This is a genomic window from Curvibacter sp. GW821-FHT09D12 (genome assembly GCF_059416245.1).
In genome coordinates, this window is record NZ_JBWKOU010000013.1 from 60,977 (window position 1) to 87,937 (window position 26,961).

At 67.5% G+C, this 26,961-nt stretch carries 21 protein-coding genes; 10 read left to right on the forward strand and 11 right to left on the reverse strand.

What is annotated here, in order from left to right:
• Window positions 1-40 precede the first annotated feature (40 nt).
• The 4 genes from AC07PT_RS19945 to AC07PT_RS19960 all read right to left on the reverse strand — a co-directional run bounded on the left by AC07PT_RS19945 (window position 41) and on the right by AC07PT_RS19960 (window position 6,404).
• Entirely contained in the window at window positions 41-1,177 is a 1,137-nt protein-coding gene (locus AC07PT_RS19945; protein WP_494657831.1) for a porin, read from the reverse strand.
• 8 nt (window positions 1,178-1,185) lie between these two features.
• Window positions 1,186-2,898, reverse strand: coding sequence for an aldehyde dehydrogenase family protein (locus AC07PT_RS19950; protein ID WP_494657832.1), 1,713 nt, complete (start codon window positions 2,896-2,898; stop codon window positions 1,186-1,188).
• A gap of 574 nt (window positions 2,899-3,472) precedes the next feature.
• Window positions 3,473-4,351: an alpha/beta fold hydrolase gene (locus AC07PT_RS19955; protein WP_492350196.1), complete on the reverse strand. Its 879-nt coding sequence runs from the start codon at window positions 4,349-4,351 to the stop codon at window positions 3,473-3,475.
• Window positions 4,352-4,499: 148 nt separating this feature from the next.
• Window positions 4,500-6,404: a YhgE/Pip family protein gene (locus AC07PT_RS19960; RefSeq protein WP_494657833.1), complete on the reverse strand. Its 1,905-nt coding sequence runs from the start codon at window positions 6,402-6,404 to the stop codon at window positions 4,500-4,502.
• A 350-nt stretch (window positions 6,405-6,754) separates the two neighbouring features.
• Between AC07PT_RS19960 and AC07PT_RS19965 the strand changes: the two genes are divergently transcribed.
• The 4 genes from AC07PT_RS19965 to AC07PT_RS19980 all read left to right on the forward strand — a co-directional run bounded on the left by AC07PT_RS19965 (window position 6,755) and on the right by AC07PT_RS19980 (window position 9,589).
• A complete protein-coding gene (locus AC07PT_RS19965) occupies window positions 6,755-7,603 on the forward strand; it encodes a 3-hydroxybutyryl-CoA dehydrogenase (protein WP_494657834.1) in 849 nt (282 codons plus the stop codon).
• A 98-nt stretch (window positions 7,604-7,701) separates the two neighbouring features.
• Entirely contained in the window at window positions 7,702-8,544 is an 843-nt protein-coding gene (locus tag AC07PT_RS19970; protein WP_494657835.1) for a crotonase/enoyl-CoA hydratase family protein, read from the forward strand.
• A gap of 78 nt (window positions 8,545-8,622) precedes the next feature.
• Window positions 8,623-9,084: a MarR family winged helix-turn-helix transcriptional regulator gene (locus AC07PT_RS19975; RefSeq protein ID WP_492350200.1), complete on the forward strand. Its 462-nt coding sequence runs from the start codon at window positions 8,623-8,625 to the stop codon at window positions 9,082-9,084.
• Between the two features lie 76 nt (window positions 9,085-9,160).
• Window positions 9,161-9,589: an organic hydroperoxide resistance protein gene (locus AC07PT_RS19980; protein WP_492350201.1), complete on the forward strand. Its 429-nt coding sequence runs from the start codon at window positions 9,161-9,163 to the stop codon at window positions 9,587-9,589.
• A gap of 47 nt (window positions 9,590-9,636) precedes the next feature.
• Here the strand turns inward: AC07PT_RS19980 and AC07PT_RS19985 are convergent, their stop codons facing one another.
• From AC07PT_RS19985 to AC07PT_RS20005, 5 genes are all read right to left on the reverse strand, one after another.
• Window positions 9,637-10,914 carry a GGDEF domain-containing protein gene (locus tag AC07PT_RS19985; protein WP_494657836.1) on the reverse strand — a complete coding sequence of 426 codons (1,278 nt, stop codon included), beginning with the start codon at window positions 10,912-10,914 and terminating at the stop codon, window positions 9,637-9,639.
• A gap of 10 nt (window positions 10,915-10,924) precedes the next feature.
• Entirely contained in the window at window positions 10,925-11,677 is a 753-nt protein-coding gene (locus AC07PT_RS19990; RefSeq protein ID WP_494657837.1) for a substrate-binding periplasmic protein, read from the reverse strand.
• A complete protein-coding gene (locus AC07PT_RS19995) occupies window positions 11,674-12,444 on the reverse strand; it encodes a transporter substrate-binding domain-containing protein (RefSeq protein ID WP_492350202.1) in 771 nt (256 codons plus the stop codon). Before AC07PT_RS19995 ends, AC07PT_RS19990 begins: the two co-directional genes overlap by 4 nt.
• 71 nt (window positions 12,445-12,515) lie before the next feature.
• Window positions 12,516-14,249 carry a ClcB-like voltage-gated chloride channel protein gene (locus AC07PT_RS20000; RefSeq protein ID WP_494657838.1) on the reverse strand — a complete coding sequence of 578 codons (1,734 nt, stop codon included), beginning with the start codon at window positions 14,247-14,249 and terminating at the stop codon, window positions 12,516-12,518.
• Between the two features lie 37 nt (window positions 14,250-14,286).
• Entirely contained in the window at window positions 14,287-15,213 is a 927-nt protein-coding gene (locus AC07PT_RS20005; protein WP_492350204.1) for a LysR family transcriptional regulator, read from the reverse strand.
• A 61-nt stretch (window positions 15,214-15,274) separates the two neighbouring features.
• On the opposite strand from AC07PT_RS20005, the gene AC07PT_RS20010 reads away from it, so the two are divergent.
• Genes AC07PT_RS20010 through AC07PT_RS20020 form a run of 3 tightly spaced genes read left to right on the forward strand, consistent with a single transcriptional unit; the run spans window position 15,275 to window position 18,029 of the window.
• Window positions 15,275-16,645, forward strand: coding sequence for an acyclic terpene utilization AtuA family protein (locus AC07PT_RS20010; RefSeq protein ID WP_494657839.1), 1,371 nt, complete (start codon window positions 15,275-15,277; stop codon window positions 16,643-16,645).
• Window positions 16,646-16,686: 41 nt separating this feature from the next.
• Window positions 16,687-17,022, forward strand: a complete 336-nt coding sequence (locus AC07PT_RS20015) for an AtuA-related protein (RefSeq protein ID WP_492350206.1) — start codon at window positions 16,687-16,689, stop codon at window positions 17,020-17,022.
• A gap of 32 nt (window positions 17,023-17,054) precedes the next feature.
• Window positions 17,055-18,029, forward strand: a complete 975-nt coding sequence (locus AC07PT_RS20020) for a Bug family tripartite tricarboxylate transporter substrate binding protein (RefSeq protein ID WP_492350207.1) — start codon at window positions 17,055-17,057, stop codon at window positions 18,027-18,029.
• Window positions 18,030-18,034: 5 nt separating this feature from the next.
• Here AC07PT_RS20020 and AC07PT_RS20025 read toward each other — a convergent pair whose 3' ends face one another.
• Window positions 18,035-18,406, reverse strand: a complete 372-nt coding sequence (locus AC07PT_RS20025; protein WP_492350208.1) for a potassium channel family protein — start codon at window positions 18,404-18,406, stop codon at window positions 18,035-18,037.
• Between the two features lie 157 nt (window positions 18,407-18,563).
• Here AC07PT_RS20025 and AC07PT_RS20030 point away from each other — a divergent pair, with 157 nt between their 5' ends.
• The 3 genes from AC07PT_RS20030 (at window position 18,564) to AC07PT_RS20040 (ending at window position 25,149) form a co-directional block, all read left to right on the forward strand.
• Window positions 18,564-19,628, forward strand: coding sequence for a serine/threonine protein kinase (locus AC07PT_RS20030; protein ID WP_494657840.1), 1,065 nt, complete (start codon window positions 18,564-18,566; stop codon window positions 19,626-19,628).
• A 244-nt stretch (window positions 19,629-19,872) separates the two neighbouring features.
• Window positions 19,873-21,042 (forward strand): response regulator, encoded by a 1,170-nt coding sequence (locus AC07PT_RS20035; RefSeq protein ID WP_492350210.1) that lies wholly within the window; start codon window positions 19,873-19,875, stop codon window positions 21,040-21,042.
• A gap of 81 nt (window positions 21,043-21,123) precedes the next feature.
• On the forward strand, window positions 21,124-25,149 hold the full coding sequence (locus AC07PT_RS20040; RefSeq protein ID WP_494657841.1) for a PAS domain S-box protein: 4,026 nt from the start codon (window positions 21,124-21,126) through the stop codon (window positions 25,147-25,149).
• Here the strand turns inward: AC07PT_RS20040 and AC07PT_RS20045 are convergent.
• Window positions 25,143-26,849: a Na+/H+ antiporter gene (locus AC07PT_RS20045; protein ID WP_494657842.1), complete on the reverse strand. Its 1,707-nt coding sequence runs from the start codon at window positions 26,847-26,849 to the stop codon at window positions 25,143-25,145. The genes AC07PT_RS20040 and AC07PT_RS20045 overlap by 7 nt on opposite strands.
• Between the last annotated feature and the right edge of the window lie 112 nt (window positions 26,850-26,961).

Genomic DNA, 26,961 nt, shown 5'->3' on the forward strand with positions numbered 1-26,961 from the left:
TTCATGGGTTCTCCTTGGTCGATGGGGGTTGCTGGTGCGCTCAGAAGGTGTGCTTGATGCCCGCGTAGATCGATTGCGAGCGAAAGCCCTCCATGCCGGAGGGCAGGGGCAGGGTGTTGGTGGGGTACCAGAAGTCGTAGGCCGCATGGGCCTGGTTGCTGACGGTGGAATAGCTCAGCGCCAGCGCACTGCGCTTGGACAGCGCGTACTCGTAGCCCACCGTGAACATGCGGGCACCGGTGTCGGGTCGGGTCTGACCGTCCGCCTGGTAGGGACGGGCCTCACCATAGGTCACATGCCAAAGATGTGGGCCCTCGCGGTAGATCACCGGTATCGCCCAGGCATCTCGACTCAATGAGCGCTCGGGGATCGATGGGCCGGCCACCCGGTTGCGATCCCACAACCAGGCCACCTTGAACCCGTTGTCGAACTGGTAGGCCACCCCAAGGCGGTTGGCATGTTGGTCGTGGCTCAGGTGCTGCCATTCCCCCTCTCCCGGCTGGCGGGCACGGTACAGCGTGTTCCAGTACAACACCAGTTGCCCATCGTTGTAGGTGGGGTTGAAGTTGAGCGTGTGGTTCCTGGGGCGCTGGGGGTTCGGAGCATCGAAGCCGTAGGTCGCACTGAAGCCGATGTGGGACCAGCGTGGCGAGTCGTAGCGCACCAGATTCGACAGGATGCCGCCCGCAAAATAGGAGAGACTGCGACCAATCGAACCCAGCATGTTCAGGGTCCCGCTGGCATAGGGGCCGGCGTCGTAGATGCCGTTGTGGCTCAGCGCAGCGTCGGCGGAATGGTAGGTAGACCAACGTCCGACCAGCAATCGGCCCCATTGCGAGTTCTTGAAGCCCACCGCATGGGAACGCGCGGGCGAAAGCTCGGTCCCCATCTCGCCACTGCTGAGAAGAAAGCCTCGCTCCATGTGAAAGAACACCGAGGTCTGCGCGTCCAGAGGTTCCTCGCCGCGCAAATAGAACCAGGACGAGTTGTCGCTCAGGATTGTTTTGTGCTGCGAGAAGGGGCCCGGCTGAGCCGGCCCTTGTCCGCCGCCGTAGTGCAAGCTCTGGACGCCAACTTTGATCTGTCCGCCCAGGGACAGGGTTCCCTCGGCCTGGCCATGGGCTGCGGCACTGAAGGCCAGGGTGGCGGCCGAGGCCACACGCAAGAATGGTTTCATGCCGATCTTCACGATGGATCTCCTGACAAAGCCAGGGCAGACGCGGGTCGCCGAGCCTGGGCAATGCGAAAGCGCGCGCTCACAAAGGCCAGGTCGGTCAGGCAGGCGTTGCCGGCCGGGTTGAGCCCCGTCACGTGGTAGTCGCTGTAGGCGGCAGCAAAGTTGAGCGGCATCGGGCCGGTGAGGTTGATCGTGAGCTGAGCGCCGGCCAGGGCATAGGCCTCTTCGGCCCGGGCAATGAAGCCTGGGTCTTTTGCATAGACAAAGGCCGTGAGGCCACCAAACTCGGAGACATCGGAACAGGCCTGCTGCAGGGCCGCCTCGGCGTCTTCGCACACGATCAGAAAGGCCACGGGCCCGAAGCGCTCCTCGCCGTACAGGCCTCGCTCAGAGCGGTTCACGCAAATCAGCAGCGGCGATGCGGTGCGGGCCTGCGGGAACTCGGGGTGGACGTAAGGCGTGGCTTGCCGCAACACCTGACCGCGACGAGCCCCCTCCCGGCTGAGCTCTTCGAGCAGGGCCTGCGTCTGCGCCGACTGCAGGGTGGCCAGCATCATGGCGGCGCGCCGCGGGTCACCGGCAATCTGATCGATGAAGTGCACCAGCCGCTCGCCCACGGTCTGGACCGGTACGCGCCCCTGGGGCGTGAGCACACCGTCACGTGGCAGGTAGATGTTCTGCGGGCTGGTGCACATCTGCGCACTGAACAGGCACAGGCTGGTGGCCAGGCTGCGCAACACCGCGTCCAGATCGTCGGCTTCGGCCAACACCACGGTGTTGCAGCCGGAGGTTTCCGTGAACACCAGGGCTTGCCCGGCGTGCCGCTCCACCCACTGGCCGAAGCGGGCACTGCCGGTGAAATCGACGATGGCCGTCGCCGGATGCTGCACCAGGTACTTGCCTTGCGGTTGCTCCACGCTGTCGAGACACAGGGTCACCAGGTTGGGATCGAAGCCGGCGGCCTGCAGTACCCGACGGAACACGCGCACCGAGATCGCCATCGGCAGCACGCAGCCCGGATGGGGCTTGACGATCACGGCGTTGCCGGTGGCCAGGCTGGCCATCATCGAAGGCCAGGCGTTCCAGGTGGGAAAGGTGGCGCAGGCAAAACACAGGGCCACACCCCGTGGTACCCGCCGGTAGGTTTTTTCAAGGCAGATCTCACCGGCACCGAAGGGGCGGGCCCAACGGGCCCGCGATGGCACGGCCTGCAAGGCCTGGTGGGCCTGGACCAGGGCTTCGATGGCCCGGTCCAGTGCATTCACACCCGAGCCGGTGAACGCCATGTTGAAGCTTTGCCCTGCGGTGTGCATCACGGCATAGGCCAGTTCGAACAGATGCTGGCGGTAGAGCACATCGACCACCTCCATCAACACCCCCACGCGGGTGTCGACCTCGGCATGGGCCCAGCGCGGCATGGCCGCCTGGGCGGCGGTGAACAGGGCCTCGGCATCAGCTTGCGGGTAGGTGATGCCCAGGGGCTGCCCGGTGTAGGGCGAGGTCTCCTCGCCCAGCCAGGCCAAGGTGCCGGCTTGGGGCAACTCGAAGCGCTGGCCCAGCTGGCCCTGGTGCAAGGCCCAGGCAGAACGCCGCGCCTCGTCGGCCGCGGGGTAAAGCTCGGGGTGATCCACAAAGGCGCTCCAGTGGCCCCGCTCGCGGCAGGCACGCTGTGCGGCCTCGAATCGATGCAGGTGCTGTGCGTACAGATCAGCGCCAGACACTGCATCTGTTGTGGCCGTGACAGAGGGGCTTTCGTCGCACGGCTCGGGGACGAAGTGGGTCGTTGTCTTCATTCGGTTCGCTTCCCTGAAGTGAGCCACTTTAGGAAGCGAAGCACTCAGGCTCGCCTGGGTTTCCCCGAACTCGCTCACAGCGAACGGTCTGTCGATGGGTGGTACTTGATGAGACCGTCGAACATCACTTTGTGGTCTGCTGAGACGCCCCGAACTCAAAGGCTGTCGCCCCACTGCGGCAGAGCGGTGCGACAGCCCAACATGCTTCATCCGAATGGCCAAAAGCCTGTTGCAGACAGGGGCAAGCCCCTCTGAGCCCTCACAGCGGCCCGCCATCCCCGCGGTGCCCCCGAACCGATCGGCCACTCATCTGCTCAAGACAGACAACCGGATTTAAAGAAAGGTCCAATGAAAGGGCCGTGCGGTGCGGTCTGCCCCTGGTGGCGAGCAGCCACCGCACACCCAGCATGAAAGAAGCGGCCACGGGCCGCTTCAGGGCGGTGGCCCGTGGGCTTCAGCCCCTTTCATGACCTGTCGCAATGCACAGGGTTCAGCGAACGCTTCAATGACTTTTCAGATGCGGCAGCAAGGCTTCCAGCAGCAGGGCCACGGCCCCCGGGGGCAGGTCGTGACCCATGCCCTCGATGCCGACCATCTGGGCGCCCCGGATGCGGCGGCGCGTGTCCTCACCACAGGCGTAGGGCACCAGCGGGTCTTGCTTGCCATGCAGCACCAGGGTGGGCGTGCGGAGGGTCCGAAGTTCTTCGGCTCGGCCGCTGTCGCACACCACAGCCAACATTTGCCGCGCTGTGCCCACCGGGTGAAAGGCACGCTGCACGCCCGCCAGAATGCGCTCACGCATCTGCGCCACGTCGGCCGGGAAGGCCGGGCTGCCGATCAGCTGGTAAAGCTTGATGAAGTGATCCAGGGCCTTGGCAGGATCGGCGGGTGGCGGGTTCACCAGGGCGCCCAACACCTCGGGGGCCGCCTGGGGCAGACCGGCCGCACCGCTGCTGCTCATGATGCTGGTCAGGCTGAGCAGGCGCTGGGGGGCGGCCAAGGCCACGCGCTGGGCGATCATGCCGCCCATGCTGACGCCCACCACATGCGCCTTGCGCACGCCCAGGGCATCGAGCACGCCCAGGGCATCCAGCGCCATGTCGTGCACGGTGTAAGGCGGCTTGACCGGCAGGCCCAAGGGCAGCCGTGCCAGCGCCCAGGGCAGGTTGGGCGGGCCCAGCTCGTCAAAATGCTGCGACAGGCCGACATCGCGGTTGTCAAAGCGGATCACACGGTAGCCGGCGTCCAGCAAGGGTTGTACAAAGTACGGAGGCCAGGCAATCAGCTGCATGCCCAGGCCCATGATCAACAAGACGGCGGGCGCGTCGTGCGGGCCCTGGTCTTCCACTTCGATGTGGATGCCATTGGAGGTGATGTTCATAGGGTGCCTTTCTCGGTCGGGAGGCGCGGTCGGGAGGAACAAGCAGGCCGATGTCGGCCTGCCACGGGTCGGCCCCGGTCAGGCGGGCGCCTGACAGGACCTGCCACATTGGTCCACAAGGGCCTTCGCCGAAGGCCCCCACCCGTCCTCAGACCTTGACCGCTGGCTGATAAAGGTCGGGCTCCACATGCACCCAGCGGCCAAACAACGCGATCAACGCGGTGGCCACCACCCCCGCCAGGGCCACCATGCCACAGGCATGGCCCCAGCGGTTGTCAAACGCCCCGAACAACACGGTGCGGAAGGCCTGCACCACCCAACTGAAGGGCAGCCACGCATGCACGGCCCGGAAGAAACCCGCCGACAACTCGACCGGCAACACCCCGCCGCCGGCCGACAGCTGCAGCGTGAGCAGCAGCACGGTCAGGATCCGGCCGAATTCACCAAACACATGCACCATGGCCGACAACACCGCCAGAAACACCACCGAGGCCAGCACCATGGTCAGCCCCAGGGCGGCCACCCGCGGCGTCTGCACCGACAGCACGAACAGCAGCGTGATCTCGACCAGCAACACCTGCACCAGCACCACCAGCACCGGCACGGTCATCTTGCCCAGGGTCTTGGCCAGGCGCGGCACATGCCCATGCACCCGCAGCACCAGGCTCATGTTGAACAGGTAACCCGCCATCACGGCGCCGATCCACAAGGCCACCGACACCATGTTGGGGATGAAGGCCGTGCCGTTGTTGGGCACCGGCGCAGCCACCTCCACCCGCAGGGCCACCGATTCGGCCAGACCCGAGGCATTGCCCTCCAGCTTGGCCAGCGAGGACGGGATGGCCGCCTCAATGGTCTTGATGCCCGTGAGCAGCCGGTTGGCCCCGTCGGCCAATTGCACCCCGCCTGCGGTGAATTCGTCCAGTTGGCGGTCGGCAGGCAGCTTGCTGGCCAGCTTGTGCACGCCATCGCCCAAGGCCTGCACCCCGTCGGTGAGCTGGCCCACGCCGGTCTCCAACTGGGTCTGGCCACTGATCAATTGGCGGTTGCCGGCCACAGCCTGCTTGTTCGCTGCTCGGGCCTGCTTCAAGCCTTGCTGCAGCTTGTCGGCCCCTTCAGCCAATTGGCCGGCCCCGGCGGCGATGCGATCGCCCACCAGCCACAGGCCCTCGGTTTCGGTCTGCATCTTGCGGGCGCCAGTGAACAACTGGCCGGCACCGCCCTCCAGTTGCTCCAGCCCGTTGCCGATCTGGGCCAGCCCGCTGCCGAGCTCGCGCTGGCCGGCACTCAACTGCTGCGCACCGGATTTGAGGGCGCGCAGATCGTTGCTGGCCGGCCAGTGAGACTCGATGGTTCGGATACCGCCATTGACCTCCTTGAAGCCCTCGCCCACCTGGTGGGCGGCGTCACGGTACTGGTGGCTGCCCTTGGCCAGGGTGTCTGCCCCCTCGCGCAACTGGCTCAGGGCGTTGCGCAACTGGGTCAGGCGGTCTTCGGACGCCGAGGCTGTGTCCAGCACCATGGACCAGCGCTGCTCGTTGAGCATCTCGTTGACCTGGTGGTCCAGCTCCGAGGCAAAGCGCCGCGCCAGGTTGGCCGAGCTGTAGTTGTTGCCCTCCGAGGTGTAGATCACCATCTGGCCGGCCCCGCGGGCCGTGCCTGGCACCGCATTGGCACTGAAATTGGGCGGGATCAGCAGCGCAAAGGCCAAGTCGCCACGGCGCACGGCCTCGCGGGCATCTTCCAGCGATTCGTACATGCGAAAGCCAAAGGCCTTGCGGTCCAGCAAGGTATCGGTCAGGTGGCTGCCCACATTGGCATCGTGCCCGCGGTAATGCAGGCCCAGGTCGTGGTTGACGATGCCCACGGGCAACTCGGCCGTGTGACCACTGGGGTCCCACACGCTGGTGAGGTAGATCAGCGAGTACAGGGCAGGCACCACGCCCACCGCCAGAATGGCCAGCCAAACCCGCGGATAGCGGCGCAGCAGGGCCAGTTCGGCGCGGGCGATGGCCGCGGTGCCGTGGAGCAGGGATTTCAGGTACTTGAGCATCTTGGGTTATCAACGGCGTCGGCAGAACCTCAGACGGGCCGATTCGCACCGCGTGGAGTACACCACGGATCGAATTCCCTGTCGGATTGCTCCCTCAAAACCATCGGTTCTGCCAATCGCGCCCATCATCGCATCAAGCCCTGCCCCTGTGAACCTGAGCAACAACCCGTCAATCCACCGCCATCTGTGTCACCGGATGCTCGGGACCTTTTGGCAGCAGGGCCCCGGATTTCTGCGCCAGATCAAGGCTGGCACAGGGCGGCCGCACAACTGTCACGCGCCTTACCAAGGTGGGTGATCGAATCTGGATACCATCTTGGCAACCGTTTTTACTTGAAGGAACATTCACTATGAGCATTCAAACCGTCGGCATCATTGGCGCGGGCACCATGGGCAACGGAATTGCGCAGGCTTGCGCCGTGTCGGGCCTGCAAGTGGTGATGGTGGACATCTCGGACGCCGCCGTGCAAAAAGGCATCGCCACCGTGGCCGGTTCGCTGGACCGCCTGATCAAGAAAGAAAAGATCAGCGCGGCCGACAAGGAGGCCGCCCTGGCCCGCATCCAGGGCAGCACCTCGTACGAAGACCTGAAAAAGGCCCAGATCGTGATCGAAGCCGCCACCGAGAACCACGAGCTCAAGGTCAAGATCCTCAAGCAGATCGATGCCCTGGTGGCGCCCGAGGTGATCCTGGCCTCCAACACCTCGTCCATCTCCATCACCCAGTTGGCCGCCGCCACCAGCCGGCCCGACCGCTTCATCGGCATGCATTTCTTCAACCCGGTGCCCATGATGGCCCTGGTCGAAATCATCCGTGGCCTGCAGACCAGCGACGCCACCCACGATGCCGTGAAGGCCTTGTCCGAAGCCCTGGGCAAGAGCCCGATCACGGTCAAGAACTCACCCGGCTTTGTGGTCAACCGCATCCTGGTCCCCATGATCAACGAGGCCTTCTTCGTGCTGGCCGAAGGCATCGCCACCCCCGAAGACATCGACGCCGGCATGAAGCTGGGCTGCAACCAGCCCATCGGCCCGCTGGCCCTGGCCGACATGATCGGCCTGGACGTGTGCCTGGCCGTGATGCAGGTCTACCTCGAAGAGTTTGGCGACAGCAAGTACCGCGCTTGCCCGCTGCTCAAGGAAATGGTCGCCGCCGGCCACCTGGGCCGCAAGACCGGCCGCGGCGTCTACACCTACTGAACACCGCGCTGAGCCAACGCCAACCCCGGGTTCTCCCCAGGGTTGGAGTGTCGCGCCGGTGAACGCCGGCGCCACACCCGGCCCCCTAGCATGGGGGCATGAACACCCCTTTCCAGCCCCACGACCATCCCCCCACCCCCACGCCCCTTCACCCCGAAGGCAGCATCGACACCGAAGTGCGCGGCAGCGTGCTGCTGATCGGCATCAACCGGCCCAACAAGCGCAACGGCTTCACGCCCAAGATGTACCGCGAACTGGGGCTGGCCTACACCCAACTCGACGACGACCCCGCCCTGCGCGTGGGCGTGCTGCACGCCTTTGGCGACCACTTCACCGCCGGGCTGGATCTGCCCACCATTGCCCCCTTGATGCAACGCGGCGAAAAAGCCGTGCCCCTGGGTCTGGTCGACCCGGTGGACCTGGGCATGCCGGGCTACCGCCGACGCACCAAGCCCATGGTGGTGGCCGTGCAAGGCATCACCTACACCCTGGGCATCGAGCTGATGCTGGCCGCCGACATCGTGGTGGCAGCCGACGACTGCCGCTTCTCCCAGCTCGAAGTCAAGCGCGGCATCATGGCCACCGGCGGCGCCACCCTGCGCATGGCCGAGCGCGCCGGCCTGGGCAATGCCCTGCTGCACCTGCTGACCGGTGACGAGTTCGGGGCCGCCGAGGCCCTGCGCCTGAACTTCGTTCAAAAAGTGGTGCCCGCCGGGCAAGCGTTGGCCACGGCACTGGCGCTGGCACAGGCCATCGCCGAGCAGGCCCCCCTGGCCGTGGTCGCGACGCGCCAGAACGTGCTCAAGGCCATCGAACACGGGCCTCTGTTCGCCATGCACGACTTCATCGACACGCAGCAGCGGCTGTCGCGCAGCGACGACGCCCGCGAAGGCGTGCAGTCCTTCATCGACAAGCGCCCAGCCCGCTTCACGGGTCGCTGACCCCGGGATTCCCTGCGACCTGCAGGGTTTTAATCAATTAAATTGCGCACAATTTAATTGCCAGCAATAATTCAACCCATGGACACCAACGCACAACCCGACACCCCCAGCCCCGCCCTGCTGCGGCTGGACAACCAGGTCTGCTTTGCGCTGTATTCGGCCTCGCTGGCCATGACCAAGCTGTACAAGCCCCTGCTCGACGAGATCGGCCTCACCTACCCGCAATACCTGGTGATGCTGGTGCTGTGGGAGCAGGATGGCCTGACCGTGTCGGCCCTGGGTGAGCGCCTTTTCCTCGACTCGGGCACCCTGACCCCGCTGCTCAAGCGCCTGGAAGGTGCGGGGCTGCTGGGCCGCTTGCGCGATGTTCAGGACGAGCGCCGGGTGCGCATCACCCTGACACCGGCTGGCCGCGCCCTGCGTGATACCGCCGAACGCATTCCGGCCTGTGTGCTGCAACAAAGCCAGTGCAGCCTGCCCGAACTGATGGCGCTGACCGACCAGCTCAAGACCCTGCGCGGCCACCTGGCCGGCGGCTGAGTCCCGATTCATTTTTCTGTTTTCGTCAACCAACCCCCACCCGTCTGCCTGGCAGACATTTCACAGGAGCAGCACCATGACCACCCACCTCGACAAAGTTCTGTACACCGCCGACGTCACCTCCACCGGTGGCCGCGACGGCCACGCCGTCAGCTCGGACGGCCTGCTGAACGTGAAGCTCAGCCCCCCGAAGGAACTGGGCGGTGCCGGCGGTGCCACCAACCCTGAGCAACTGTTTGCCGCCGGCTACTCGGCCTGCTTCATGGGCGCCCTCAAGCACGTGGCCGGCGCCGCCAAGATCGCCATCCCGGCCAGCGCCACCATCCAGGCCAAGGTCGGCATCGGCCCGATCCCGGCTGGTTTCGGCATCGAAGCGCACCTGACCATCACCTTGCCCGGCATCGAGCGCGCCGTGGCCGAAGACCTGGTGGCCAAGGCCCACGGCGTGTGCCCCTACTCGAACGCCACCCGTGGCAACATCGACGTGACCCTGACCGTGGTCTGATCGCCCAACGGTTGGTCACATCCGATCTGGCCGGATGTGGCGACCCTTCAGGCCGCCACCGCGCGCTCTTCGAGCACCACGCGGTTGCGGCCTTCGTCTTTGGCACGGTAAAGCGCCTTGTCTGCCTCACCCAGTGCCTTTTCCAGGCCGTCCACGCCCATCGGCGCCAGGCCGATGCTGACTGTCATGCCCGGAAGCACCTTGCCATCAGGCAAGGTGAAGCGATGGCGCTCCAGGTTGTGGCGCAGGCGCTCGGCCAGGGCCAGGCCGTCACTCGCGTCACAGCCCACCAGCACAAAGGCGAACTCTTCGCCGCCAAAGCGACAGACCAGATCCTGGGTGCGCAGCGCCTCGCGCAGCAGCCGTGCGCACTGGCGCAGCACCTCGTCGCCTGCGGCATGGCTGTGCTCGTCATTGACCCGTTTGAAAAAATCAAGATCGGCCATGCCCACCAGGGCACGCCGGTGCTCGCGCCGCAGGCGATGCAGCAACTCATAACCCTGCGCCATGAAATGGCGCCGGTTGGGCAGCCCGGTCAGGCTGTCATGGTGGGCCTGAAACTCCAGCTGATGGCGCACCAGCTCGTTTTCGGTCATGGTGGCGGCCAGGGTGTTCAAAGCCTCGCCCAGCACCACCACCTCACGCACGGCTGATCGCGGCAGCAGGGGCATCATCTGGCCGGCCTGCAACTTCAGCAAGGCTTGGTGGACCCCCACCAGGGGCTGCAGCACGCGTCGATGCAGCAGCCACAGAAAGACCAGGCTGAACAGCCCGGCCAGCACCATGGTGGCCAGCAACTGGAATCGGGCTTGGCGCGCCACCTGCGCCAAAGAGGCCAGATCGGTCCCAGGCAGGTAGGCGGCCTGGCTCATCAGGTCATCGGCGGTATGCGTCAATTCGGCAGCCAAAGGCTCCCAGCGAGCCCGCCAGGCGGCACGCCCCTGCGTCGACCGGGCCAGATCCGCGGCGGCCTCGCTCAACAACAAGGTAGCCCGCTCGGCCTGCTGGGCCACCCGGGGGTCTTGTTGCAGGCTGGGATGCTGGCTGACCAGGGTGACCAGCAGCAAGGCCTCTTGCCGCTCGCCCCGGGAGTCGCTCAACAACAAACGGTCGCCCTCATGGTGGATCTGCAGCAAGTTGCGGCCCAGCCGCTGCAGACGCAGGACCTCCGGTCCCATGCGCTGCTGCACGTTCAGGGTGGCCTGCTGCACCTGTTGCTGCTGCTGATCGATCAGCCACGCAGCCCCCAGCAGCACCACCATGAACAAACCGGCCAGCAGCGAGAAGAACCAGATCGATCGGAAGTCCCGATTCGGGGCGGACATGGCGAGGCCTTCAGTTCACCCGGATGGACAGGTACTGCGAGTTGATGCGGTCATACACCCCGTCGTGCTCCAGCCGTTCCAGGGCCGCATCCACCTGCGTTTTCAGTTCGGGCTTGAGCGGTGTGATGCCAAAAGAGGCCGCGCCGGTGAGCTCGGGTTCACGACGCGGCTGCACACTCAGGTCCATCGCCTGCAGGGCCGGGGCCTTCATCAAACCGATCACGCTCATCATCGGGGCCAGCATGCCGTCGGCCTTGCCCTGGTGCAACAGCACGGCCAGATCGGCATTGGACAAGACCTCCACCCGCTGCCACTGGCGCTGGGCTGCAAAACGCGCCTGCGCTGACCCCTGCACCACGGCCACCCGCACACCGGTCTGCTCTGGCAGCAGACCCGGGCGCGCCACCCACGCCGAAATCGAGGTGTAGTAAGGCCGCGCCAGCAAAATCTGGGCTCGCCGCTCGGGGGTGGGCAAGAGGCTCATGGCCGCCACGTCGATGCGCCCCTGCTTCAGGTCGTCGATTGAGCTGGCGATCGTGGCCGAGACAAAACGGCAGCGCCGGCCCAACTCTTTGCAAACAGCGCGCGCCATGTCGATGCTGTAGCCACTGTAATCTCCCCGCGCATCCCGGAACGACATCGGGGGCGAATTGTCGAGCACCCCCAGCACCAGTTCATCGGCTGCCTGGGCCGCCGTCATCCCGGCCAGGGCGGCCAGGGCCAGCAGCCAGCCACGGCGGCGCAGGCCAGAAAACGGGCTCAATTCAGCCACTTGGCCGCCATGCGCTGGTAGTCGCCCTGAGCCTGGATCAAGTGCAGCCATTGGTCCACATAGGCCTTGGTGAGCGTGTCGCCGCGCGGCAACAGGTAGGCCATCTCGCCGTACTGCAGGGGCTTGTCGGGGTTCACGGCGCACAGGCCGGGGTGCAGCTTCTGCTGCACCAGGGTTTCGGCCGACTCGGTCACGAACACATCGGCGCGGCCACTGAGCACCTCGTTGAAGATGGTCAGGTTCTCGGGGTGGATGGTGAGCTGGGCTGTCTTGAAGTTGGCGCGGGCAAAGCGCTCGTTGCTGCCGCCCGGGTTGGCCACCACCTTGACGCCAGGTTGGTCGATGGCCGCCACGGTCTGAAAGCGCGCCACATCGGCGCAACGCACCAGCGGCGTCTTGCCGTTGACCATGTAGGGCGCGCTGAACCAGGCCCGCTTCTGGCGCTCCAGCGTCACCGAGATGCCGCCCACCGCGATGTCGCAGGCACCGCCGGTGAAGTCATCCATCATCTTGGCCCAGGTGGTCTTGACGAACTGGGCCTTGACCCCCAGCGAAGCCGCCAGCGATTGCACCAGATCCACGTCCAAGCCTTCGTAGCTGCCATCGGGCAGGGCGAAACTGAAAGGTTTGTAGTCACCCGGGGTGCAGGCCTTGAGCACACCGGCCTTCACCACCTCATCCACGCCCCCTGCCTGCGCGATGCCGCAGAAGGCGGTCGCCAGGGCGGCCAGAAGCGTTTTGCGCGAGAACTTATGCATGGCAACCATCCTTACAGAAATAAGCAAATATCGGTGACAGCATGATAAGTCGCGACGGGCCTGGCGCGGCCTCATCCGCTGAGGCGGGCGTAGGTGGCCAGCAACGCGCTCTTGTTGACCACCCCCAACAACCGCGGGTCGTCAGCGGACTCGATCACCGGCAGTCGCTCACCGCGGTGGTCCATGAAGCGCTGCAAGGCCTCGGACAGGCCCATGCCGGCGGTCAGCGGCAGCAACTCCGCGCTGATCAGATCACCGGCCCGCAGGCGTTCCAGGTCGGGCAGGCGCTCGGCGGGGCTGAGGCGCTTCAAAGGCACCACGCCTTGAAAGTGCTGCGCCTCGTCCACCACGTACAGGTACTTCACCGGATGGTGCAGAAACAGCCGGCTCATCTCGTCCAGGTCGGCGCCCAGGCCCACCACGGTCTGCGCCGGCTCGATCAGCTCGCGCACCCCCAGGGCGCGCAGGCGCTGCTGCTCGGCCTGCCACACCTGGCGGCGGCTGGTGATGTCGTACATGGCGCCGGCATGAGCCGATCGGGCCACAAAATAAGCGATCACGCTGGCCACCATCAACGGCAGCATCACCTGGTAGCTCAGCGTCATCTCAAAGATCATCAGGATGGCCATCAAGGGCGCCTGCGTGGCCCCGGCCAGAAATGCGCCCATGCCCACCATCGCGTAGGCCAGTGGCGCCGAGGCGGCCTGCGGCCACAGGGCCTGCGCCCCCTGCCCGAACAGCGCACCGACGATGCAGCCGAAAAAGATGGCCGGCGTGAACACCCCACCCACCGCGCCTGAACCCACCGTGCACAAGGTGGCCACCACCTTGGCCACCAGCAGCATCAGCAACAAGGCCCAGGGCCAGTCTGAGTGCAGCACCGAATTGACCACGCTGTAGCCGTTGCCCCACACCTCGGGCAAAGGCACCGAGATCAGGCCCACCACCAGGCCGCCCAGGGCCAGCCGCAGCGGCAAGGGCAAGGGCAAGCGCCCGAACAGGGCGCGCGACTGGCCCAGCAGGCGCAGGAAAAGCGCCGCGCCGGCCCCCAGCAGCAGGCCCATCAGGGCAAACAACAGCACCTCGCCCCCGGCCACCGCCGGGAAGGGCGGCATGGCATAGGGCGGCTGGTAGCCGGGCATCTGGCGCATCACGATGTTGGCCACCACAGCCGCCACCATGATCGGCCCCAGGCTCTCCATGGCCATGGACCCCAACACGATCTCGGCCACGAAAAATGTGCCCGCAATGGGGGCGCTGTAGGCGGCGGTGATGCCGGCGGCCGCGCCGCAAGCCACCAGCAGGCGCAGGCTCGGCACCGGAAAACGCAGGCCTTGCCCGAGCAGCGAGGCGCTCAGTGCCGCCAGTTGCACCATCGAGCCCTCGCGCCCGATCGAGCCCCCACTGGCAATGCTCAGCAAGGACGAAGCGCTGCGCAACAGGCTGGACTTCAGCGGGATGCGCCCATCCCCCAGGACCGTGGCCTCCATGTAGTCGCTGTGGGCCTGCGGGTTGGCGGCGCGGCGCGCCAGCACCAGCAGGGCCCCGGCCAGCAGGCCGCCCAGCGCGGGCACCAGCACCCGCTCCCAGGCCGGCAGACTGCGCGCCAACGCGACCAGGCTGCCGCTCTGCCCCAGCAGGTGGTGGTCCAGGCGCAACAGGGCCCAGCGGAAGGACTCGGTGGCCAAGGCCCCCAGCACGCCGGCCACCACGGCCCAGCCCAACATCCATTGCCACTCGGAAATGCGAAAGAAACGCTGCAGCCCCGCCCGCACGGTGAGCCAGCGAAAGGCCAGATGCTTCATGGCGCCCGACGATAGCAGAGGCCGCCCCCGGGCCGGATCAGGCCAGACCCGGGTTGTCACCGGCCAGACGCGCCAGCAACAGGCCGCGCAAAGCCTGCGCCGCCACCGACAGCGCCTGCCCCTTGCGCCGCGCCAGCACCAGCGGGCGGGCCAGGGCGGGCTCCTGGAAGGGCAGCGCCACCAGGCCCGCATCGCGAAAATGGAACAGCGTCAGCTCCGGCACCAGGCTCAGGCCCAGGCCGGCACGCACCAAGGCTGCCAGCGTGGCCAGGTGCTCCACCTCCAGCACACTGGTGCGCCAGCCCGGGCTCAGGTTCAGGCGCTCGATCTGCTGGCGCACGCTGCTGCTGCGGGCCAGGTGGATCAACTCTTCGCCGGCCAGGTCGTCCCAGCCGGCCCCCATGCCCCCCCGCTCGGCCAGACGGTGCCCCGCCGGGCAGACCAGCCAATAAGGCTCGGTGCGCAGCAGTTCGATGTCGAACTCGCGCAGGTCACCCCCCGCTGTCAGGGCAAAGTCCACCCGCCCCTCGCGCAACAGCGTGGTAGCCCCCTGGGCCAGGGTGTCGTGCACCGTGAGCTGCACCTGAGGGTGGCGCTGACGCCACTCGGCCACCAGCCCGGGCAGCCACACCGCGGCCATCGAAGGCAGGGCCGCCACGGCCACCCGCCCGGCCTGCAGACCGGCCAGCGCCTGCAGCCGGCCCAAGGCCTGCTGCAGCTCCTGCTCCAGGCGCAGCACCTCTTGCGCCAGCAGCTCGCCCTCAGGCGTCAGGCTGACCTGGCGGGTGGACCGCTCGAACAGGCGCGCGCCCACCGCGGCCTCAAGCCGGCGGATCTTCTGGCTGAAGGCGCTTTGCGACAGGTGGCAGCGCTCGGCTGCCCGCGTGAAATGGCGGGTCTGCACCAAGGCGCCAAAGGCCTCCAGGTCGGCCGAAGACCAGCGGATCGGATTCAGTGGTTTCATGGATCAATCCATTCAATCAATCCATTTTACAAATGCACTTGAGCCCACCACACTGCGGGCCATGTCCTCTCTCCCCCCCTCTTTGCTGATCGGCTGCGGCGCCGGCTTCTCGGGCGACCGCTGGGATGCGGCCGTGCCCGTGGTGCGCACCCTGGTTGCCCGCGGCGGCCCCGCGGTGCTGATGTTCGAAACCCTGGCCGAACGCACCCTGGCCCTGGCCCAGTTGCAGCGCCGCCAGAACCCGACCGCGGGCTTCGAGCCCACGCTGGAGCGGTTCATTCGGCCCGTGCTGGCCGACTGCGTGCGGCACGGCATTCCCATTGTGGGCAACTTCGGCGCGGCCAACCCGCGCGGGGCGGCGGCCTGCCTGCAGGCGCTGGCGATCGAACTGGGCCTGGGTGCGCTGCGCGTGGGGGTGGTTGAAGGCGACGACGTGCTGGCCCAACTGAGCCCCGATCAACTGGCCCAGGTGCGTGGCCCGCGCAGCGATGCCCCTGTCAGCGCCAACGCCTACCTGGGGGCCCAGGGCATCGCGGCCTGCCTGCGCGCCGGCGCCCAGGTGGTGGTGACCGGCCGCGTGGCCGACCCGGCCCTGGCACTGGGCCCGCTGCTCGCGCACTTCGGCTGGGCCGAGGACGACTGGGACCGACTGGCCGCCGGCACCATCGCGGGCCACCTGCTGGAGTGCGGCGCCCAGGTGTGCGGCGGCTACTTTGCCGACCCGGGCCTGAAAGATGTGCCCGACCTGGCCCACGTGGGCTTTCCGATCCTGGAGGTGCAGGCCAACGGCCGCTTTGTGGTGGGCAAGGCCGACGCCACCGGGGGCTGCGTGGACGAGCGCACAGTCAAAGAGCAACTGCTGTACGAGATCCACGACCCTGCCGCCTACCTGACACCCGATGTGGTGGCTGACCTCAGCGAGGTCACGCTGCAGCCCCTGGGGCCCGACCAGGTGCAAGTGAGTGGCGTGCGCGGTCATGCCCGCCCCGCCACCCTCAAGACCACCGCCTGTTTCGAAGGGGGCTGGCTGGCCGAAGGCGAGATCTCCTATGCCGGCCCCAATGCCGTGGCCCGCGCCCGGCTGGCCGCCCAGGTGGTGCGCAGCCGCCTGGCCGAACTGGCCCCGGGCCTGCAACCGGTGCGCTGCGACCTGATCGGCGTGGCCAGCCTGTTTGCCGACGACGCCGGCACCTGGGCAGACAGCCAGGCCGAGCTGGCCCCCGCGGGCCTGATGCAGGACGTGCGTCTGCGCGTGGCCGCCCGCGCCAGCCAGCGCGGCGAGGCCGAGCTGCTGACCCGCGAAGTGCTGGCCCTGTACACCTGCGGCCCGGCCGGCGGTGGCGGCGTGCGCAGCGCCATCACGCCTCGCCTGGCCAGCGAGTCGTGGTTCGTGCCCCGGGCCTGGATCAAGGAACACTGGAGCCTGCTGTGACACAATCCGCCCCCATTGCAACCGACCCAGCCTCCCACGCCATGACGCCCCACACCGCCACTGTGCCCCTGGCCCGGCTGGCCCATGGGCGCACCGGCGACAAAGGCAACACCTCCAGCATCAGCGTGATCGCCTACCAGGCGAAGCACTGGCCGCTGCTGGTCGAACAGGTGACCGAGGCCCGCGTGGCCGCGCTGTTTGCCAGCCGCCGGCCCACGCGGGTGACGAGGTACCTGCTGCCCAAACTGCAGGCCATGAACTTTGTGCTGCATGACATTCTGGAGGGCGGCGTGAACGACGCACTCAATCTGGATGCCCACGGCAAAAGCCTGTCGGGCCTGCTGCTGACCCTGCCGATACAAGCCCCCGAGGCCTGAGCGCCCCCCCCACAACGACAAGGAGACTTTTGATGAGCATCCCCCGCCGCACCCTGCTGCAATCCGCGCTGGCCACCGCCTTCGTCACCCTGGCCGGCCCCGTGCTGGCCGATGGATTCCCCGACAAGGCCATCACCTTCGTGGTGCCCTTCACCGCCGGCAGTGCCACCGACCAGTTGGCCCGCGCCCTGGCCAACGCCATCACGGCCGACACCAAGACCCCGGTGATCGTGGACAACCGTCCTGGCGCCAATGCCTTCATCGGCGCGCAACTGGTGGCCAAGGCCAAGCCCGACGGCTACACCGTGCTGATCGCCACCAACACCACCCACGCCGCCAATGAGCACCTGTACAAGAAGCTGCCCTACGACCCGGTGAAAGACTTCGAGCCCGTCACCGCCCTGGGCCGCGGCGGCCAGTTGATGGTGGTGCGCCCCGACTACCCGGCGCGCAGCGTGGGCGAGTTCATCAAGCTGGCCAAGGCCCAGCCCGGCAAGCTGTCGTTCGGGGCGGGCAGCTCGTCGAGCCGCATCGCGGGCGAGATGTTCAAGCAACTCACCGGCACCTACATCCTGGCCATTCCGTACCGCAGCAACCCACCGGCCGTGACCGACCTGCTGGGCGGCCAGATCGACGTGATGTTCACCGACATGGCCACCGGCCTGCCCCAGGTAAAGGCCGGCAAGCTGCGCGCCCTGGGCGTGACCCCGCGCCAGCGCAGCGCCCTGGCGCCCGAGGTGCCCACCATCGAAGAAGCCGGCGTGAAGGGCTACGAAGCCACTTACTGGTTTGCCGCTTACGCCCCGGCCGGTACCCCGGCCCCGGTGGTGGCCAAGCTCAATGAGTTGCTGCACAAGGCCGCCCACAGCAGCGCCCAGGCCGCGTTCTACCAGCCCACCGGCACCGAGACCTACCTGAACACACCTGAGGAGCAGCGCAAGTTCCAGGCCGTCGAATCACAGAAGTGGGGCCGCATCATCAAGGCGGCGGGCATCGAGCCCGAGTAAAGGGATCAGCCCGGGTCGGCCCGGGTCTCCTGACGCAGCGCCTTCAGTTCGGCCTGCATCGCATGCAGGTCGGCGCGCAGGTGGCGGATCTCCTTGAGCACGGCGTCATCCATCTCACGCTCGTCCACCTCGACCAGCATGGCCGCCACCGAGGCCGTGACCAGCGACAGCACCGCCAGCCCGAGCAGCACCACCGCCACCGCGAACGCCTTGGACCAGTGGGTGGTGGGCACGATGTCGCCATAGCCCACCGTGGCCGCGGTGGTGAAGGCCAGCCACAGGCCGTCCCAGAAGGTGTGCACCCCGGGCTCGACGATCCAGAAGCCCAAGCCCCCCAGGGTCATCATCAGAAAAGCCAGCAACAGCGAATAGAGCAAGCCCCTGCGACTGATGAAACGAACGTGACGACGCCTGCGTGTGACCATGCCTGCATTGTGAGCGCCAGGGCCAGGCATACGCCTTGACCCTCGTCAAGCCGGCCCTCTCGGGTGATCGCCCGGCCGCACAAGCCGCAGGGCGGAGGACAATGGCGCCATGCCTGAAGACTCCACGCCCCGCAGCCCCGCCGCCGACAACGCCCTGCACCCCTACGCCCGCCTGATGCCCGACACCGTGCTGGACGCCTTGGCCGGCATCGGCCTGTACGGCGACGGCCGCCTGATGGCCTTGTCCTCGTACGAGAACCGCGTCTACCAGGTGCAGCTTGAAGACCCGGTGCAGGGCCACCGCGTGGTGGTGGTGAAGTTCTACCGCCCGGGCCGCTGGAGCGAGGGCCAGATCCTCGAAGAGCACGCCTTCTCGGCCGATCTGCAGGCCGCCGAGGTGCCCGCCGTGGGGCCGCTGACCCTGCAGGGCCGCACCCTGCACCAGCACGAAGGCTTTGCGTTCTCGGTATCGCCCCGGCGTGGCGGGCGCCAGCCCGAGCTGGACGACGGCGAGGTGCTGGAGTGGACCGGCCGCTTTCTGGCCCGGCTGCACCAGGTGGGCGCCCAGCGCCCGTTCCAGCTTCGCCCGGCCTTGAATCTGCACACCTTTGGCCGCGCCGCAGTAGAGGGCCTGTTGCAAGGCCGGGTGTTGCCGGCCGACGCTGAAGGCCCGTGGCGCCAGGCCTGCGAGCAGGTGCTGGCGCGCATCGCGGCCCACCGCCTGGTGCTGCCCGACGGGCGCTTTGACGGCCGGCAGATCGAGCTGATCCGCCTGCACGGCGACTGCCACCCCGGCAACATCCTTTGGACCCCCACCGAATCCGAAGGCGGCGGCCCGCACTTCGTGGACCTGGACGATGCCCGCACCGGCCCGGCCGTGCAAGACCTGTGGATGCTGCTGTCGGGCGACCGGGCACAGCAGAACCGCCAGCTCGGCAGCCTGATCGACGGCTACGAGCAGGTGTGCGAATTCGACCGCCGCCAGCTCAGCCTGATCGAGCCGCTGCGCACGCTGCGCCTGATCCACTACAGCGCCTGGCTGGCCAGCCGCTGGGACGACCCCACTTTTCCGATCAACTTTCCGTGGTTTGGCAGCAGCGACTACTGGCACGGCCAGACCCACCTGCTGCACGACCAGTTGGAGGCCCTGGATGCCGACCCCCTGGTGGCCTGAAAATCACCAAAACCCGATCGTCTGTTAAATTAACAGGTGGTTACATCAGAGTCGGCACCGTCGCACGCGTTCATCCAGGCCGAATTCACACCCCAGCCGGCGGCATGGCCGGCACGGCCCCATTTGCGCGCAAGTCCTGAGGTACATCAATCGGCCCACCCCGATCCGACGAAAAATGATCACAAATGAGGCAACGCCCGCCTGAGCCCTTCAGGATGGCCGCGCCTGTTACCCGCCCCGCACCATGGACCCAGCCCAGACCGCAACCGCTGACGACGCCCGCAGCACCATCCTGGTGGTGGACGACACCAGCGCCAACCTGGCCGTGATGGGCGAGTTGCTGAGCCCCTTGTACCGAGTTCGCGTGGCCAATTCGGGCCAGCGCGCGCTGGCCGCGGTGCACACCCCTCCTCGCCCCGACCTGATCCTGCTCGACATCATGATGCCCGGGCTGGACGGCTACAGCGTGCTGGAGCGCCTGCAGGCCGACCCGGCCACACGCGACATCCCGGTGATCTTCGTCACTGCCATGTCGGGCGACGACGACGAAGAGCGCGGCCTGAGCCAGGGTGCCGTTGACTACGTGGCCAAACCGATCCGCGCCGCCATCCTGCTGGCCCGTGTGCACACCCACCTCGAACTCAAGCAGGCCCGCGACAGCCTGCGCCAGCAAAACGAGAACCTGGAACAGCAGGTGCAACAACGCACCGAGGAAAACGAACTGATCAAGGACGTGAGCCTCAACGCGCTGGCCCTGCTGGCCGAAAAGCGCGACAACGAAACCGGCAACCACCTGCACCGCACCCAGGCCTATGTGGAGTTGCTGATCGAGCACCTGCGCGATCACCCCCGCTTCGCCCAGGCCCTGCGCGCCCCCAACGACCGACTGATCGCCAAAGCCGCGCCGCTGCACGACATTGGCAAGGTGGGCATCGCGGACCACATCCTGCTCAAGCCCGGGCGGCTGAGCCCCGAGGAGTTCGAGGTGATGAAGACGCACAGCCAGATTGGGGCCGACGCACTGCACGAGGCCATCCTGCGCGTGCAGGCGGGCCATGGCCCCGACCTGTCACGCAGCCCTGGCCCGGCACTCGAGTTTCTGCAGATTGCCCAGCAGATCGCCCTGGGCCACCACGAGAAATGGGACGGCAGCGGCTACCCCAGAGGCCTGGCGGGGGACAACATCCCGGTGTCGGCCCGCCTGATGGCCCTGGCCGACGTGTTCGACGCCCTGACCTGCAAGCGCCACTACAAAGAACCCTTTCCCATCGACAAGGTGGTCCAGATCATCGCCGAAGGCCGCGGGCGGCACTTCGACCCCGAAGTGGTGGATGCCTTCCTGTCCCTGCAGCCCCGCTTTGTCGAGGTGGCCGTGCGCTACGCCGACACCCCGCCTCGGCACGCCCTGGGCTGACACGCCCCATCCGGCCCGGACGCCCTCCGCCCTGCCAAGCACCGCCAAGCACCGCCAAGCACCGCCAAGCACCGCCAAGCCATGGTCACCCTGCCTGACTACCTGCCTGACCCCCTGCTGATGAAAAAGCGGGCCAGCCTGTTGCTGTTGTTCTTCGTGCCCATGGTGCTGGCGGCCTGCGTGGCCGTGGCCGTCAACCTGATGGCCTTGCAACGCCTCGTGGATCAGCAGGACCAGCGCCAGGTCGAGGTGCGGGCCGTGACCACCGCCATGACCCACAGCACCCTGCTGGGGCACCAGATGCTGGGCCTGCACCAACGACTGAGCCAATTGCTGGAGCAGGCGCAGACCGGCCGTTTGACAGTGGAACAAGCCCGCCAGGCCAACACGCGACTGGTGGACGAACTGGCGACACAAGACCAGCAGCGCGACCAGATGACCCAGGCCCTGAACAGCCTGGGCGAGGGCCTGCGCCCCCTGAGCGCCGAAACCCTGGAGGCCTACGAACAGTACCGGGCCTACATGATGATGGCCACCGAGCTGCTGTCAGGCTCACCGCACCTCGGTCAGATCCGCGCGGCCGAGGCCTTGAACCACTACCTGCACTACGTTGGGCACGCCACCCAGCTCACCGCGCAACTGACCGAAGAGGTCGACAGCCGGCTGGCCGCCATGGCCGGCCAGCGGCACGACTTTGTCTACACCGCCGCCAGCCTGGCCGCGGCCAGTCTGTTGCTGGTGTGCCTGCTCTGGCTGTTGCTCTCGTGGTGGCTGACGCGCCCGCTCGATCTGCTGGCCGGGGCACTGGGTCAGCTCAGCCAGGCGGCCCGATCCGCCCCATCGCCCGCGGGTGAGGCGGCCATGCCCCTGGACCTGGGCACCCTGTCGCATGTCGAGGCCCTGACCCGCACGCGCAACAGCATGGTGCGCGACCTGGCCCAGGCGGTGGTCAACTTTGTGCGCACCCTGGAGGCGCGCCAACAGACCCAGTTGGCCCTGGACGCCGAACGCCACCGCCTCAAGAGCCTGGTGCGCGGCATGCCCGACCTGGTCTGGTTGAAGAACGCCGAGGGCGTGTTTCTGCAATGCAACCGGCGCTTCGAAGACCTGATGGGCCACCCCGAGGCCGAACTGCTGGGCAAGACCGACTACGACTTTGTGACGCGCGACCTGGCCGACCTGTTCCGCCAGAACGACCTGCAGGCCGTGCTGGCGGGCCATCCCGTGAGCAACGAAGAATGGCTGACCTTTGCCAGCGACCAGCACCGCGAGCTGGTGCAGACCGTCAAGGCCCCGCTGTACGACCAGGACGGTGCCCTGTTGGGCGTGCTGGGCGTGGCGCGCGACATCACCGCCGCGCGCTCGGCCGAACACGCGCTGCGCGACAGCGAGGCCACGCTGCGCCGCACCCAGCAGTTGGCCCGCATCGGCAGCTGGACGTTGCACATGCGCGACGGCAGCATCCGCTGGTCTGACGAAACCTACGAGTTGTTCTGGGTGGACAAAGGCACCCCCATCACCGCCGCCAGCTTCATGGAGATGGTGCACCCGGAAGACCGCGACGCCGTGCGCCAGGCCTGGCACGCGGCCCTCAAGGGCAAGCGTTACGACATCGAGCACCGGGTGGTGCTGCAGGGCGTCACCCGCTGGATCCGCGAGCGCGCCGAATTGAACCGGGACGACTCAGGCCGGGTGATCTGGGCCGACGGCATGGCACAGGACATGACGGTGGTGCGCCAGGCTGGCGAAGCCCTGCGCCAACGCGAGCAGATGTACGCAGCCGTGATGAGCCAGTCGGACAACGGCATCGTGCTGATCGAACTGGAGACCCTGGCCTTCGTCGAGTTCAACGAAGCGGCCTGCACCCTGCTGGGCTACACCCGCCAGGAGTTCGGCCACCTGACGATCTACGACGTGACCCCCGCCCAGGGCCGGGGGCAGTTGCAGGAGCGCCTGCGCGCCGTGCAGGAGGCAGGCGCCGCACACGACGAGGTACAGCGCAGCCGCAAGGACGGCAGCCTGCTCGACCTGGCCATCAGCTCGCGCATCATCGAGATCCAGGGCCGGCGCTACATCTCGGCCATCTGGACCGACATCACCCGCCAGAAGGAAGACCAGCGCGCCCTGCTGCGCTTCCAGAACCAGTTGCAGGACATGGTGGCCGAGCGCACCGCCGAACTGGCCGCAGCCAAAGAGGCCGCCGAAGCCGCCAACCGGACCAAGAGCGCCTTCCTGGCCAACATGAGCCACGAGATCCGCACGCCGATGAACGCCATCATCGGCATCACCCACCTGATCCAGCGCGACAACGTGAGCCCGCAACAACGCAGCCGGCTCGACAAGGTGAACGACGCCGCCCACCACCTGCTGGGCATCATCAACGACATCCTGGACTTCTCGAAGATCGAGGCCGGCCGCATGTCGCTGGACCCGACCGATTTCGAGGTGGCCCATGTGATCGGCAACGTGTGCAACCTGCTGGGCGACAGCGCCGCCGACAAAGGCCTGGCCCTGCAGACCGACATGGCCACCCTGCCCGCCCAGTTGCACGGCGATGGCCTGCGACTGGGCCAGGTGCTGCTGAACTTCACCAGCAACGCCATCAAGTTCACCCAGCAGGGCCGCGTGCTGCTGCACGGGCGTGTGCTGCGCGAGGAAGGCCCGCGCCTGTGGGTGCGCTTTGAAGTGCGCGACACCGGCATCGGCCTCAGCCCCGAGCAGCAGCAGCGCCTGTTCCAGCCGTTTGCACAGGCCGACGTGTCCACCACACGTCGCTTTGGCGGCACCGGCCTGGGCCTGGTGATCTCGCGCCGCCTGGCCGACATGATGGGCGGCACCGTGGGCGTGGACAGCACTTTGGGCCAGGGCAGCACCTTCTGGATCGAGGCGCCGTTTGGCCAGGCCCAGCACGCCAGCCCACGCGAGGCCGCGGGGCGCACCGCCGCAGCCCAGGCCAGCGCGCCCGCCCCCACCCGCCCCCCGGCCCTGACGGCGGGCCGCAGCGACGTGGAACAGGCCCTGGCCCGGTACCGCCAGGCCCGCCTGCTGCTGGCCGAAGACAACGCCCTGAACCAGGAGGTGGCCCTGGACCTGCTGAGCCATGCCGGCCTGCAGGTGGACTTGGCCCAGGACGGCCAGGAAGCCCTGGAGCGCGCCCGCGAAACCGCCTACGACCTGATCCTGATGGACCTGCAGATGCCGCACCTGGATGGCCTTCAGGCCACCCGTGCCATCCGGCAATTGCCCGGCCATGCCCTCACGCCCATCCTGGCCATGACCGCCAATGCGTTCGAGGAAGACCGGCAGGCCTGCCAGGCCGCCGGCATGAACGACCACATCGCCAAACCGGTCGACCCCGAAGGCCTGTACCGCACCCTGCTGCAATGGCTGCCCCCCAAGCTCGCGGACACCCCTGCGCCGTCGACCGCCGAGCCCGTCGGCACGGCACCCGCCACCACGCCTGAAGCCCACCCAGCCGAGGCCCTGCCGCCCGACCTGCCCCCTGCCCTGCTCGCCGTGCCCGGCCTGTCGCTGAGCCAGGCCCTGCGCAACGTGCTGGGCCGCCCGCAGCGGCTGATGGCATTGCTGCACCGCTTTGGCCTGGAGCACGGTGCCGATGCCCAATCGGTGCAGGCCTTGCTGCAGGCCGGCAACACAGAAGGCGCCCAGCGCACGGCCCATACCCTCAAGGGCCTGGCCGGCACCCTGGGCCTGAGTGCGGTGCAGCACACCGCTGAAGCCCTGGAGCACCGGATCAAGCAGCCGGGCTGCCCCACCGAGCCGGCAGAACTCAATCAACTGGCCACCCAGCTCAACACCCTGGCCCCCTGGCTGCGGGCTCTGGCGGCCCCCGCCACCACACCTGGAGCCCCCCGGCCGGCGATCGATCCGGCCAGCCTGGCTGCGCCCCTGCAGAGCCTGCGCGAGCTGCTGCGCACCGACGACGTGCGCGCCACCACGGCCTACGCCGCGCTGGCGGACGAGCTGCGCACCCTGCACCCCCAGGCGGCCGAGCAGATGGATCGGCAACTGGGCGACTACGCCCTCGATCAGGCCCTGATCACGCTCGACACCCTGCTGGCCGCCGAGCCCGCGTTGCGTCAGTGAATGGCGCCGCGCAGCACCAGTTCGACCAGGTCGATCTCGCGCATCAGCACGCGGTAGGTCTCGTCGTTGATCTGGTGCCGCTCGCGCAGGCCGGCCAGCTCTTCGCGCTCGACCTGCAGCGCCATCAGGCGCAGGTGCTTTTCGAGGGCCAGCACACCTTGCGACACCAGGCGTGACTCTTCATCGCCCACCGCTTCATTGAGGCGGTGGTGGTACAGGTGCTGCACGCGCTGGCGCACCTCGTCGGCGGCCTCGCGGGCAGGGCCTTGCGCCGCGTCGGCCACGCGGTCGACCTCCGCATCGACCTCCGGTGAGCGCAGGGCCAGCAAAGCGGCACGCGAGGCACGCTTGCGCGCCCAGCGCAGCTCGCGGTTGCGCCGCAGGCTGCCCGGCCCGCTGGCCGTGCCCAGGCGCCGCAACAGCCAGGGCAAGCCGATGCTGCCCCCCAGCAGCGAGATCACGATGATCATCGTCGCCTGAAAAATCAGCAGCTCGCGCGCCGGAAACGGCGTGCCATCGGAGAGCAAGACCGGCAAGCCCAGCACCGCCGCCAGCGTGATCCCGCCGCGGATGCCGCCCAGCGAAGCCACCCCCACCCAGCTCAGCGGCACCGGCCGCACCGTGCCCCGGCGCCAGCGCCTGGGCAACCAGGCCGGCAGGGCCGCGCCCACGGCCAGGCTGACAAACCGCACCGCCAGCAAGGCCAGGGCAATGCCGGCCGTGCTCACCAGCAACGGCCCCAACGCATGCCCGTGGTGCACCGGGGCTCCGGCCTCTTTCAGGTCTTGCAGCGGCTCTTGCAGGTTTTGCAGCAGCTCGGGCAATTGCTGGCCCAGCAGCACGAACACCAGGCCGGTGAAGGCAAAGCGGATCACCTCCCAGGTGCCCTGGGCCTGCACATGAAAGGCATTGAAGCGCGTGCTGCGCACATCGAACTGGCTGGCCGCCATGCCGGCGGCCACCGCGGCCAGTACCCCCGACAGGCCGAAATGCTCGGCCAGCAGATAGGGGCCGAAGGGCATCAGCAGAATCACCAGCACGGGCGGGGCAGCCTCGGCCCCCTCGCGCCAGAACAGAAAACGGTCGTGCAAGGCGGCAAACACCCGCGCGAACACCAGCCCCACCAGCACCCCGCCGCCCGACATCCACACCATGTCGAGCAGGGCACGCCCCAGCGAGAACTGCTGGGTGAGCGTGGCTGCCACCGCAAACTTGACCGCCACCAGGGCCGAGGCGTCGTTCATCAGCGACTCGCCCTCGAGAATGGTCTGCAACCGCGGCGGCATCGGCAGCCGATGCGCCACCGCCGACACGGCCAAGGCATCAGTGGGCGACAACACCGCCGCCAGCACAAAAGCCACCGACAGCGGCATGGCCGGCAGCAGCCAGTGGATCACATGCCCCACCCCCAACACCGTGACCAGCACCAGCCCCACCGCCAGCAGCAGGATCGGCCACATGTTGGCGCCGAACTCGCGCTTGGGCATCTGCCAACCATCGGCAAACAACATCGGCGGCACCAGCAGCAACATGAACGTGGCGGGGTCCAGCTCCACCCGCAGGCCCGAGGCCGGCCAGGCCGCCATCGCCCCCATCAACAGCTGCAGCAGCGGCTGCGGCAGCCGCGGCCAGAAGCGCGCCATCACGCCCGAACAGGCCACCAACAGCAACAAGGCCAAAAGAGAAAGAACACTCTGCATCGACAACCCAGACAAACCGCCTCCGGCCCGCGACCGGAGGCCCCGACTGTAGACGCCAAGCCCACCCCCTTGGGGTGAAGCCCAGGCAAAGCGGGGGCAAAAATATTAACAG